At 62.4% G+C, this 12454-nt stretch carries 7 protein-coding genes and 1 pseudogene; 7 read left to right on the top strand and 1 reads right to left on the bottom strand.

The features are described from left to right. Positions 1 to 41: 41 nt before the first annotated feature. The 5 genes from infB to pnp all read left to right on the top strand — a co-directional run bounded on the left by infB (position 42) and on the right by pnp (position 7341). A complete protein-coding gene (infB, locus tag ON753_RS19120; RefSeq protein ID WP_265964470.1) occupies positions 42 to 2756 on the top strand; it encodes a translation initiation factor IF-2 in 2715 nt (904 codons plus the stop codon). 260 nt (positions 2757 to 3016) lie between these two features. Further along, positions 3017 to 3430 carry a 30S ribosome-binding factor RbfA gene (gene rbfA, locus ON753_RS19115; RefSeq protein ID WP_265964467.1) on the top strand — a complete coding sequence of 138 codons (414 nt, stop codon included), beginning with the start codon at positions 3017 to 3019 and terminating at the stop codon, positions 3428 to 3430. A 77-nt stretch (positions 3431 to 3507) separates the two neighbouring features. Next, entirely contained in the window at positions 3508 to 4452 is a 945-nt protein-coding gene (truB, locus tag ON753_RS19110; RefSeq protein ID WP_265964465.1) for a tRNA pseudouridine(55) synthase TruB, read from the top strand. A gap of 212 nt (positions 4453 to 4664) precedes the next feature. Beyond that, positions 4665 to 4934, top strand: a complete 270-nt coding sequence (rpsO, locus tag ON753_RS19105) for a 30S ribosomal protein S15 (RefSeq protein WP_265964462.1) — start codon at positions 4665 to 4667, stop codon at positions 4932 to 4934. A 280-nt stretch (positions 4935 to 5214) separates the two neighbouring features. Next, positions 5215 to 7341 (top strand): polyribonucleotide nucleotidyltransferase, encoded by a 2127-nt coding sequence (gene pnp, locus ON753_RS19100; RefSeq protein ID WP_265964459.1) that lies wholly within the window; start codon positions 5215 to 5217, stop codon positions 7339 to 7341. 394 nt (positions 7342 to 7735) lie between these two features. Here pnp and ON753_RS19095 read toward each other — a convergent pair. Further along, positions 7736 to 9468: pseudogene (locus tag ON753_RS19095) on the bottom strand (putative bifunctional diguanylate cyclase/phosphodiesterase). Between the two features lie 1456 nt (positions 9469 to 10924). On the opposite strand from ON753_RS19095, the gene dapB reads away from it, so the two are divergent. Beyond that, entirely contained in the window at positions 10925 to 11728 is an 804-nt protein-coding gene (dapB, locus tag ON753_RS19090; protein WP_265967207.1) for a 4-hydroxy-tetrahydrodipicolinate reductase, read from the top strand. A gap of 60 nt (positions 11729 to 11788) precedes the next feature. Then, positions 11789 to 12409, top strand: coding sequence for a 2,3-bisphosphoglycerate-dependent phosphoglycerate mutase (locus tag ON753_RS19085; RefSeq protein WP_265964457.1), 621 nt, complete (start codon positions 11789 to 11791; stop codon positions 12407 to 12409). Positions 12410 to 12454: the final 45 nt, after the last annotated feature.

The raw sequence follows: 12454 nt of genomic DNA, 5'->3' as shown, positions 1-12454 counted from the left end.
GCGACGCTTGAAAAAGGCGGTTGCGCAGGACTGAAGGCAATATGAGCGATACGAAAAATCCAGGCGACAAGACAATCAGCGTTGAGCGTGGCAAGACGCTTGGCCTCAAGCGCGGGGGTGGCGACCAGGGAACTGTTCGGCAGTCATTCTCGCATGGCCGGACGAAAGCCGTCGTCGTGGAAAAGAAGAAGCGCCGTGTTGTAGTTCCGGGGCAGGAGCCGAAACCGGAAGCGCCGGCGCAGACGACGCAGCGGCTTGAGACCCCTTCCGAAGCACCGCGCAAGCAACAGCCGGAATCGCAGGCGGCCAGGCAGGGCCGACGGCCGGCGACTGCCGGTCAGCCGCGCCAAAAAGGCAACGGCAATGTCCTGCGTTCCTTGACCAAGGAAGAAGCTGCGGCCCGTGCGGCTGCGCTCCAGATGTCCAAGGAACGTGAGGCCGAAGACCGCAAGCGCCGCGAGGAAGAGGAAAAACGCCGCGCGGTGGAAGCAGCTCAGCGCCAGGCTGAAGAGGAAGCGCGAGCCAAGGTCGAAGCGGAAGAGCGCGCCAAGCGCGAAGCCGAGGAAGCGGCCCGGATCGCAGCACTGCCCGAAGAAGCCAGGGTGGCTGAACAGGCAGCGGCAGCCGAGGCGGCCGAGGCTTCCGAAGCGCAGCGGACGGTTCGCAAGCCGGCCCATGCGGACGGCGGCAAGCCGCCGAGCCTGGACGACATGGGCAGGCAGGCGAAAGCCCCGCCCGCGGCACCGGTCAAACCGGACACCCGCGAAGAAAGTGATGACGACCGTGCCGGCAAGAACGTGCGCGCCGTCAAGCGTCCGAAACAGGCCCCGGCGCCCGTGGCCCGTCCGCGCGGCGGCGACGACCGTCGCCGGTCCAAGCTGACGATTTCCGCGGCCACTGGTGGCGATGACGGTCAGCGGGCACGCTCGCTTGCTTCCATGCGCCGCCGCCAGGAAAAGGCCAAGCGCGGTCAGCAGCAGGTCGTGCGCGAAAAGATTTCGCGTGAAGTGGTCCTGCCGGAAGCTATCACCATCCAGGAACTCGCCAACCGTATGGCCGAGCGTGCCGTCGACGTGATCAAACTGCTGATGAAGCAGGGGCAGATGCTCAAGATCAACGACGTGATCGACGCCGATACGGCTGAACTGATTGCCGAGGAAATGGGCCACACGGTAAAACGCGTCTCCGAAGCGGACGTGGAAGAAGGACTGTTCACTCTGGAAGATGATCCGTCCACAATGTCGCAGCGTCCGCCGGTCGTGACCATCATGGGTCACGTCGACCACGGCAAGACGTCGCTGCTCGACGCGATCCGCAAGTCCAAGGTGGTCACCGGCGAAGCCGGCGGCATCACCCAGCATATCGGCGCCTACCAGGTCGATCAGGACGGTCAGAAGATCACCTTCATCGACACGCCGGGCCACGCCGCCTTCTCGCAAATGCGTGCCCGCGGCGCCAAGGCGACCGATATCGTGATCCTGGTCGTTGCCGCGGATGACGGCGTCATGCCGCAGACCAAGGAAGCGATCGCGCACGCCAAGGCGGCCGAGGCTCCGATCATCATCGCGATCAACAAGATCGACAAGCCGGGCGCCGATCCGAACCGGGTCCGTACGGAACTGCTGAGCCAGGATCTCGTCACCGAATCCATGGGCGGCGATATCATCGACGTCGAAGTCTCCGCCAAGACCGGGGACAACCTCGACAAGCTGCTCGAAATGATCCTGCTGCAGGCAGAGGTCATGGAGCTTCAGGCCAATCCGGAAAGGACCGCGGAAGGCGTCGTCATCGAAGCGCAGCTCGACCGGGGCCGCGGGCCGGTGGCAACCGTTCTGGTTCAGAAGGGTACGCTCAGGCCGGGTGACATTCTTGTCGCCGGTGCGGAGTGGGGCCGCGTCCGTGCGATGCTCGACGAAAACGGTCAGCCGGTGAAGGAAGCCGGTCCCGCCAAGCCGGTCGAGGTTCTGGGCTTCCAGTCCACGCCGGAAGCCGGTGATCTGGTCGCGGTCGTCGAAAACGAAGCCCGCGCCCGTGAAATCACCGACTATCGTCAGCGCCAGATCCGCGAGAAGGCCTCCGTGGTCGCGACCGGCACGCGCGGTTCGCTCGAGCAGATGATGAACCGGCTGCAGGAAACGGGCCGGAAGGAATTCCCGCTCGTGCTCAAGGCCGACGTGCAGGGCTCCGCGGAAGCGATCGCCCATGCGCTCAACGACCTCGGCAATGAGGAAGTCGGCGCACGGATCCTGCTGTCGGGTGTCGGCGGCATCACGGAAAGCGACATCACGCTGGCGTCCGCCTCCAAGGCCCCGATCATCGGCTTCAACGTGCGTGCCAACAAGCAGGCCCGCGAAGCCGCTGCCCGGGACGGGATCGAGATCCGCTATTACAACGTGATCTACGATCTGGTGGACGATGTGAAGGCGGCAATGTCCGGCCTGCTGTCTCCGGAGCGCCGGGAAACCTTCCTCGGCAATGCGGAAGTCAGGGAAGTCTTCAACATCTCCAAGGTCGGCAAGGTTGCAGGCTGTCTGGTTACCGAAGGCGTCGTGGAACGCGGTGCCAACGTCCGCCTCATCCGCGACGACGTGGTCATCCACGAAGGCGAACTGGGCACGCTCAAGCGCTTCAAGGACGAGGTCAAGTCGGTCGAATCCGGTCAGGAGTGCGGCATGAACTTCGTCAAGTACCAGGACATGCGGCCGGGCGACGTGATCGAATGTTTCCGCGTCGAGCAGATCGCCAGGACGCTCTGAGCCTGAGCTGCAGGAACACCGTTCCGGGCACTTGCGGTGTTGCCGCACGCTGATCCGGAAACCAGATATGAGGGCGCGCGCAAGCGCGCTCTTTTTGCAAATGGACGCCCGCCCCTGAGGCACGTGCGCGAGACCGGTTCCGGCAAATGCGGAGACCGGGTCTTGCGGCTCGCTGCCGCGGCTCAAGGCATCCTCATTCCGGGTCGGCGCTCAGTCGCGCACTGTGCTGATCCGCAATGGCGCTGAACAGGATAACAAGAATGGCAAGACATCACGGACAAGACAGCCGTGGACCGTCCCAACGCCAGCTGCGCGTTGGTGAAACGGTGCGCAAGGAACTGTCGGACATTTTGACCCGCGGCGAGCTGTCCGATCCGGATCTGGACGGCGTCATCGTCACCATTCCGGAAGTGCGGATGACACCGGACCTGCGTCTGGCGACCTGTCTCGTCATGCCGCTCGGCGGCAAGAACGCGGACAAGGTCGAAAAGGCGCTCAACCGCAGCGCCAAATACCTGCGCGGCCTGGTGTCCCGCCGGCTGACGATGAAATACATGCCCGACCTGCGTTTCGTGCTCGACACGCGTTTCGACGATGACGACCGGATCGAGTCTCTGCTGCATTCCCCGGACGTGGCGAAGGATCTGGAAAACGACGAGGGCGAGGAAAGCTGACGCGGCAATTGCTGATGCCGTAACGAATTCCTCCCTTCCTTGCGACGGACATTGTTGGATCTTGAAAACGAATACAAATGGCACGGCAAAAACAGATCAAAAGAAAAAAGAACGCCATCAATGGCTGGCTGGTGCTCGACAAGCCCTACGGCATCACGTCGAATGAAGCGCTGAGCAGGATAAAGCGCATATTCTCGCCCCAGAAGGTCGGCCATGCCGGCACCCTCGACCCGCGCGCCTCCGGTCTGTTGCCGGTCGCTTTCGGCGAAGCCACCAAGACGGTCCCCTTCGTCATGGACGGCCGCAAGGTCTACCGTTTCGAGGTGACCTGGGGTGTGGAAACCGATACGGACGACACGGAAGGCGAAGTGACCGCCACCTCCGATCTGCGTCCGGCGCCTGATGCCATTGCCGCCGTCCTGGGCGAGTTCACCGGTACCATCCTCCAGGTTCCGCCGAAATTCTCCGCCATAAAGGTGGATGGCGAGCGGGCCTATGATCTGGCCCGCGACGGCGAGGACGTGACGCTCGAGGCCCGACCCATCGACGTGCACCGGCTGGATCTGGTGGAATGCCCGGACGAAAACCGAGCTGTCTTCGAGGCCGAATGCGGCAAGGGCACCTATGTGCGCGCCCTGGCGCGCGACCTCGGCCGCCGCCTCGGCACGCGCGGCCACGTCACCGCACTCCGCCGCCTGCTGGTCGGGCCGTTCGGTGAAGACGACATGGTCGGACTGGACGAAATTCTTCAAGCGGCCGGAGAGCTGGCGGAAGACGAGGGCGTGCAGTCCCTGGTCGAGGAATTCGTCCTGCCCGTGCGCGAGGCCATGGAGGAACTGGTCGAAGTAGCGGTGTCACTCGACGATGCCGCCAGGATCCGCAAGGGCATGGCCGTGCTTCTGAGGGGCCGCGAAGCCCCGCTCAACACGGAAATCGCCTTCGCCAGCCACGCCAACGTACCGGTCGCCATCGGCTCGGTCGACAAGGGCCGTTTCCAGCCGACGCGGGTGTTTCATCTGTAGCTTTGAACGATGGCGGAAAGCTCCGAGAAAGTTCTGGCTTTTTCCCTGCTTTTCCGCCATATTCCGCCGCCATTGGGCAGTAAGGCTCAATTCGTCCGGACGGATCCTTTGCTGAACGACATCTCGGCTCTGGAAACATTCGGATCAGGCCGGTCCTCCGGCAGTCCAACGTGCCAGTTAAACTGGCCGCAACTCTTCGAAAGGAAAGAGCGATGTCGATTACTGCAGAGCGCAAAGCCGAGCTGATCAAGGAATATGCGACCAAGGAAGGCGATACCGGGTCTCCGGAAGTCCAGGTTGCGATCCTCACCGAGCGCATCACCAGCCTGACCGAACACTTCAAGGACCATGGCAAGGACAATCACTCCCGCCGCGGCCTTCTGAAGATGGTTGCGCTGCGCCGGTCCCTTCTGGACTACGTGCGCGGCAAAAGCGAAGAGCGTTACAAAACGCTCATCGAACGTCTTGGCATTCGTCGCTAAGATCGCACTATCCAAAAAGCGCGGCAGGTGATTTCACCCGCCGCGTTTTTTCTTAACAGCGTTTCCCTTTTGACGGCAAACGCATTATAGAGACCTCGTGACACGTCATGGGGCAGGATTGCCGGCTTCTTTCTGATCCGATTTCCGAAAGCAGCCTGCTGTCTTGCCCGTGGCCTGTCCGCCGGTAACCGGCCCGTACGGGGCCGACCGGGAATGTGTGTGTTCTTCTTGTGCTGTACCGAAAGCAGCCGGGGAGCAGACAAAGCTGTAAGGACAGATGATGTTTGATATTCATCGCGTAGAAGTCGAGTGGGGCGGCCGCCCGCTCGTCCTCGAAACGGGCAAGGTTGCCCGTCAGGCCGACGGCGCCGTAATGGCGACCTATGGTGAAACCAAGGTTCTGGCGACGGTCGTTTCCGCCAAGGAACCCAGGGCCGGCCAGGATTTCTTTCCGCTCACCGTGAACTACCAGGAAAAAGCGTTTGCTGCCGGCAAAATCCCAGGTGGCTATTTCAAACGCGAAGGCCGTCCGTCAGAGCACGAAACCCTGACGTCCCGCCTGATCGACCGTCCGATCCGCCCGCTCTTCGCGGAAGGTTACAAGAACGACACCCAGGTGGTCATCACCGTTCTGTCGCACGATCTGGAAAACGCTCCCGACATTCTGGCCATGGTCGCGACCTCCGCGGCGCTGACCCTGTCCGGCGTGCCGTTCATGGGCCCGATCGGCGGCGCGCGCGTCGGCTACATCAATGGCGAATACGTTCTGAACCCGCTCGTTGACGACATGCCGGAATCCTCTCTGGATCTGATCGTTGCCGGCACCGGCGATGCGGTCCTGATGGTGGAATCGGAAGCCAAGGAACTGGACGAAGACATCATGCTCGGTGCAGTGATGTTCGGCCACAAGGGTTTCCAGACGGTCATCGACGCGATCATCAAGCTCGCCGAAACCGCTGCCAAGGAACCGCGCGATCTGGTTCTGCCGGATTATTCCGAACTCTTCGGCAAGATCAAGTCGATGGCGTCCGAAGAGCTGAGCGCCGCCTACAAGATCACCTCCAAGACCGAGCGCAAGAACGCGGTCGACGCCGCCAAGGCGAAGGTCGTCGAGGCGCTGATCACCAATGCTCCGGAAGGCGAAGCCGTCGAATCGACGGTCCTCAGCGGCCAGTTCAAGAAGCTCGAAGCCGAGATCGTCCGTGGCGGCATCCTGGACACCGGCACCCGCATCGACGGGCGCGACCTGTCCACCGTCCGCCCGATCGAGTCGGAAGTCGGCATTCTGTCGCGGGCACACGGTTCAGCCCTCTTCACCCGCGGCGAAACCCAGGGTCTCGTCGTCGCCACTCTCGGCACCGGCGAAGACGAGCAGTATATCGACCTTCTGGAAGGCACCGTGAAGTCGCACTTCATGCTGCACTACAACTTCCCGCCCTATTCCGTCGGCGAGACCGGCCGCATGGGCTCTCCGGGGCGCCGCGAAATCGGCCACGGCAAGCTGGCCTGGCGCGCGATCAACCCGGTGATGCCGCCGCATCACGAGTTCCCGTACACCGTCCGCGTGGTTTCCGAGGTCACCGAGTCCAACGGCTCCTCGTCGATGGCAACCGTCTGCGGCACCTCGCTGTCGCTGATGGATGCCGGCGTTCCGCTGAAGGCACCGGTTGCCGGCATCGCCATGGGTCTCATCAAGGAAGACGACCGTTTTGCGGTTCTCTCCGACATCCTGGGCGACGAAGATCACCTCGGCGACATGGACTTCAAGGTTGCCGGGACCCGCACGGGCGTCACGTCGCTGCAGATGGACATCAAGATCCACGGTATTACCGAAGAGATCATGAAGGTGGCGCTGGCGCAGGCCAAGGACGGCCGTATCCACATCCTGGGTGAAATGTCCAAGGCCATCACGGAAGCCCGTGCCGAGCTCGGCGAGCATGCGCCGCGCATCGAAGTGATGAAGATCCCGGTCGACAAGATCCGTGAAGTCATCGGTTCGGGCGGCAAGGTGATCCGCGAAATCGTTGAAAAGACCGGCGCGAAGGTCAACATCGAGGATGACGGCACCGTCAAGATCGCCTCTGCCGACGGCAAGGCCATCAAGGCCGCCGTCAACTGGATCAACTCCATTGCCGCCGAGCCGGAAGTGGGCATGATCTACGAGGGCACCGTCGTGAAATGTGTCGATTTCGGCGCATTCGTGAACTTCTTCGGCGCAAAGGACGGGCTGGTCCATATCTCCCAGCTGGCCCCGAAGAAGGTCGCCAAGGTCACCGACGTGGTCAAGGAAGGCGACAAGGTCTGGGTCAAGCTCATGGGCTTTGACGAGCGCGGCAAGGTGCGCCTGTCCATGAAGGTCGTCGATCAGGAAACCGGTCAGGAAGCCCCGAAGGAAGACGCCGAGTAACGGCGTGTTCCCGGTGGACAGCAATGCGGGGGCCTTTCGGCCCCCGTTTTTGTCTGCGCAAAAATCGCCGGCCCATCGGCGTCGCCCGCTTGTCCGATGGACCACATCGCGCACCGCCACCCCCGGCCGAGGAAGCCGGACGACCTCGTCAAATGCCTGAAGCGGATCGAGAAACGCTCCGGGTGTGAGTTGGGGGAGCCTGTTCGTGTCAACTGTGAACCTGCTGCGGAAAATCACCTCATCCTGAGGAGGACCGTCAGGTCCGTCTCGAAGGATTGGCGGCATATTTCGCGCAAGCAGCCCATCCTTCGAGACGCGAGCGAGCTCGCTCCTCAGGATGAGGTCGTCTGTGTAACCAGGCTGTGCGTTGACTGCGGCCGTATGGGGCCATAGCCTAACCGGCCCGCCCCATGACGTGTTTCAGGCCGTTCATGCGCGCCAGGTACCGGTGGAAATCGACGCCGGCCATCGGCCGGGCGATGCTGTAGCCCTGGATGAGGGCGCAGCCGAAAGAGGAGATGAGATCGCACTGCTCGGCGGTCTCGGCGCCTTCGCAGATCACTGAAATTTCCAGCGACCGGGCCATTGAAACGATCGCCTCTACGAGCGCCTGGCCATCGGCATCCCGTTCCAGCTCCATGATGAACGACCGGTCGATCTTCAGCGTGTCGATCGGCAGGCGTTTCAGGTAGCTGAGCGAGGAATAACCGGTGCCGAAGTCGTCGAGCGATATCTTCACGCCGAGCGCGCTGATGGCTTCGAGGATCTTGATAGGGTCGGCGCGCTGGTCGTCGAACATCACGCTCTCGGTGATTTCCAGATGCAGCCGGGCCGGCTCCATGCCGGTCTCGGTGAGGATTTCTTCAAGCCGGCCGACAAAGCCGGCGTCGCGGCATTGGCGGGGGAAATGTTGACGCTGAGGCTGTCCAGCTGCAATCCGTTGCGGTTGCAGGACAGGTAAAAGCGGCAGGCTTCCCGGAGCACCCATTCTCCCAGGGGAACGATCAGCCCGCTCTCTTCGGCAACCTTGATGAATTCGCACGGCGGGACGGAGCCCAGTTTCGGGTCGATCCAGCGGGCCAGCGCCTCGCAGCTGACGATCCGGCCCTGGGGATAATCGATGATCGGCTGGAAGTTCAGATGCAGGCCACCGCGCTCGACGGCCTCGCGCAGCGCCGCCTCTATCTGGCCGGATCGTGCGGTCTGCTCGTTCATTCGCGTGGCATAGAACCGGTAGCTGGACCCGCTTTCGGCCTTGGCCTGGTACATGCTGGTATTCGCCTGCAGAAGCAGCGCCTCGTCGTCGTCGCCGTCATTGGGCGAAAGCGTGATGCCCAGGCTGCCGGCAAGCACGATCCGGGCATTGCCCTCCAGTTCGACCGGCCTTTCGACTTCGCTCAGGATGTCGCGGGCAACCTGCTCGATCTGCCACCGGTCCTCCGGGTTTGACAGGATAATGGCGAACTCGTCGCCGCCCATCCGGGCCACTGTCTGTTCCGGTCCGAGGACCTGCGTCAGGCGCGCGGCCATGGTCTCGATCACCTGATCGCCCGCCTTCGGGCCATAGGTCTCGTTGACGGTCTTGAACCGGTCGAGATCGAGGACCATCAGCGCGGTCATTTCGCCGATGTGATTGTTGCGCTGAATGGTCTGAGTCAGCCTGTCCATCAACAGACGGCGGTTCGGAAGGCCGGTCAGGATGTCGAAATTGGCGTTCTTGGTCGCCAGCTCTTCCTGGCGCTTTCGCTCGCTGATATCGGTGATCGTGGCGTAGTAGGCCGGCACGCCGCGCCACTCGGTTACGCGCACATGCTGCTCCAGCCAGATGGGTTCACTGGTTCTCGTAAGGCCCTTGATTTCATAGGCCCGGGGCGCGCCGCCATTCTTGCCCATATCGTAATAGCTGCGCAGCCGGCTGTGTTCATCGGAGGCGTAGATCTCAAGCACCGGCGCGCCGACCAGTTGCTCCGGGGCGCCCGGGTCATATCCGAGGATCTTCAGCAATGCCTCGTTGACGTAAAGGATCCGGTTGTCGGCATGCACCAGAACTCCGTGCAGGGAGCCGTCGATCATCTCCTTGAACTGGGCCTCGCGGTTGCGAATGGATTCGAACGCCGCCTGGAACATGGTGGCCAGTTGGTTGAACTCGACGATGAAGCCGGGAGCCGGCACGTTCACCACGCGGTCCTGGCGCAGGCTCATGGCGTAGGTCAGCAGACGGGCGAGGCCGGTGGTGGTGATCCTGTTCACGATCAGGGCGGCACCGATTGCAAGGATGCCGGTGTAGATGAGGAAGGGCGTGAACAGGCGGCTGTAGGTGTCTTCCACCTTCTGCAGCGTGTCGACCGGTTGTTTTGTGACGGCGGACAGATGATGTCCGTCCACGTCCATCATCAACGGTATATGGACGTAGAGGCTGTCGCCCTTCAGATGATAGGCGACGTCCTCGTCGGACGCCATGAGCGTCTCGGGCAGGACTTCCCGGGTCAGGTCGCCCATGCCTGCCACCACGTGGCCGTGGTGATAAAAAGCCAGTTCGTCCAGCTGCAGTGCTTTTGCCAGTTCCCCGGGCAGGGTAAAGGAGTCGGTGACGGTGGTTCCGCCGAAGATCCTGCCCAGCACCTGGCCCGTTTCCGGATCCAGAACCAGAATGGCGAGCGCGGTGGTCACCATCAGCGGCTCCGAATCGTGCTCCGAGTACGTGATCCAGATATCCGGCGGCATAGCCGCGCGGACATCTGGCGGCAGCTGATGGCTCAGGTCGATCAGGCCCAGGCTGGTGTTCACCCAGCCGTCCTCGCCGGGACGGTCGATCAGCAGGATATCGAGCGTCGCACTGGTCATGCCCTGCGTTGCGCGCTCGATCGCTTTCCTGGCGGCGGCCTTGTCGTTGTCTGCAAGCGCTGTGCGGATTGCGGGATCGGCCGCCACCTCGCGGATCTGGACTTCCAACTGGTCCAGATGCTGCATGAAGACCAGGCGGGCGAGGGTTGCCTTCGATCTGGCGGTGCGGGCGATCTCGTGTTCGGCTATCGACACGCTGCCGAGATAGGTTATCCAGAACAGCGCGACGGCCGTGCCGACAAGCCCCAGCGTGAACAGCACCAGTATCAGCCGGCTGAAAGGGATGGAAAAATTCAGTCTCAAAAAGGCGCTCCCGTAGGCCCGTTCTGCGGTTGGCACGCAGGAGCATTCTGCGCCCGGGTCCGGGCAGGCGAGACAGCCTTATCGCGAAGCGCGTCGTCTACGCTACGAGTTGATCTTCCAGCCTGCCGGATGTCCGAAGTCCCGAACATGAAGTCTTGCCCCTGCATCCACACTTGTGAGAGCGAATAATCCACTTGTGTGAGCGTATACGGCCCAGCGTTTATCTTTGGTGAATTAGAACCTTGAATCTATTCACACGCTGTAGGCGATTCGTCTTGCTGTTTACCTTGGATTGGGATCCATGTGGATTGCCACAATTCACGAGGGTTTTGTTGCGCTTGCCCTGCGGGAATACGATGACATCAAGCGTTTGCCTCCATCGGCGAAACTGCTATACCCCCAGCGAGAGTTGAATGTGAGGAACCCGATGGGGCAGATGCGCTTGGTTGTGGTTGGAGCCGGCGGCAGAATGGGCCGGGCTTTGACCCGTGCCGTAACCGAAACCCCGGGAGCTGAAGTCGTCGCCGCGATCGAACGGGAGGGCTCGGATCTTCTCGGCCAGGACGCCGGCGAACTGGCCGGCACCGGCAAACTGGGCGTTGCCCTGACCGACGATCCGCTGACGGCCTTTGCCGCGGCTGACGGGGTGCTGGACTTCACCGCCCCGGCCGCAAGCCTGTGGTTCGCCGAACTGGCGGCGCAGGCCCGTATCGTCCATGTCATCGGCACCACCGGCTGGGCGGAGGGGGAGGACGAACCCCTGCTGGCGGCGTCGCGCCATGCGCGGATCATCAAATCCGGCAACATGAGCCTGGGCGTCAACCTGCTGGCCAGTCTCGTGCGCAGGGCAGCGGCCGCCCTCGATGCGGATTTCGATATCGAAGTTCTTGAAATGCATCACAAACACAAGATCGACGCGCCTTCGGGAACCGCCCTGCTGCTCGGCGAGGCCGCGGCCGAGGGCCGGGGCATCGAACTTGCCGCGCGCTCCGTGCGCTCCCGCGACGGCATCATGGATCCGCGCAAGACGGGCGATATCGGCTTCGCGACGCTGCGCGGCGGATCGGTGATCGGGGAGCATTCGGTCATTTTCGCCGGCGAGGGCGAGCGGATCGAACTGACCCATCGTGCCGAAGATCGCCAGTTGTTCGCGCGTGGAGCCGTCAAGGCGGCACTCTGGGGGTTCGACCAGAAGCCGGGATTTTATTCGATGGCCGACGTGCTCGGCCTGAACGATTAGGGCGTGTCCCGCGTTTGGAAGAACGTGGAATGGTCTCGCAGTTAGCTTGAGGAGAAAGGCATGGATCGCCTTCTTGTGCTTGTCCGTCACGGACAGAGCGAATGGAATTTGCAGAATCTGTTCACCGGCTGGAAAGACCCGGGTCTGACAGAGCAGGGCCTTGCGGAAGCCCACAAGGCCGGCGAGCAGCTCAGGGATCTGAAGCTGACCTTCGACCTGGCCTTCACCTCCGTCCTGTCACGGGCGCAGAAGACCCTTGATGTCATCCTGGAGGAGCTCGGCCAGACGGGTCTCGAGACCATCAAGGACCAGGCCCTGAACGAGCGCGACTATGGCGACCTGACCGGCATGAACAAGGATGAGGCCCGCGAGAAATTCGGCGAGGACCAGGTGCATATCTGGCGACGGTCCTATGACGTTCCGCCTCCGGGCGGCGAAAGCCTCAAGATGACGGCCGAACGCGTGCTGCCCTATTACAAGACCGAGATCCTTCCCAGGGTCCTCTCCGGCAAGCGGACCATCGTCGCCGCCCACGGAAACTCTCTCAGGGCGCTCATCATGGAGCTGGAGGACCTCAGCCCGGAAGAAATCCTGAAGCGCGAACTGGGCACCGGCACTCCGATCATCTACCGCCTGGACGAGAATGGCGGTGTCGTGAGCGTGCAGGACCTGGCGGACTAGAAAAATACAAAGGGCGGTCGTTTGACCGCCCTCGTGCTTTGTGAT

This window comes from Roseibium salinum, assembly GCF_026240905.1.
GTDB classification, from domain to species: Bacteria; Pseudomonadota; Alphaproteobacteria; order Rhizobiales; family Stappiaceae; genus Roseibium; species Roseibium salinum.
Note: the sequence above shows the minus strand (reverse complement) of the source record. Positions and strands in the feature narration are given on the sequence as shown.

Coding starts and splice junctions, on each gene's coding strand:
- ON753_RS19085 (WP_265964457.1), top strand. CDS start 11,789: ATGGATCGCCTTCTTGTGCTTGTCCGTCACGGACAGAGCGAATGGAAT.
- dapB (WP_265967207.1), top strand. CDS start 10,925: ATGCGCTTGGTTGTGGTTGGAGCCGGCGGCAGAATGGGCCGGGCTTTG.
- rbfA (WP_265964467.1), top strand. CDS start 3,017: ATGGCAAGACATCACGGACAAGACAGCCGTGGACCGTCCCAACGCCAG.
- infB (WP_265964470.1), top strand. CDS start 42: ATGAGCGATACGAAAAATCCAGGCGACAAGACAATCAGCGTTGAGCGT.
- pnp (WP_265964459.1), top strand. CDS start 5,215: ATGTTTGATATTCATCGCGTAGAAGTCGAGTGGGGCGGCCGCCCGCTC.
- truB (WP_265964465.1), top strand. CDS start 3,508: ATGGCACGGCAAAAACAGATCAAAAGAAAAAAGAACGCCATCAATGGC.
- rpsO (WP_265964462.1), top strand. CDS start 4,665: ATGTCGATTACTGCAGAGCGCAAAGCCGAGCTGATCAAGGAATATGCG.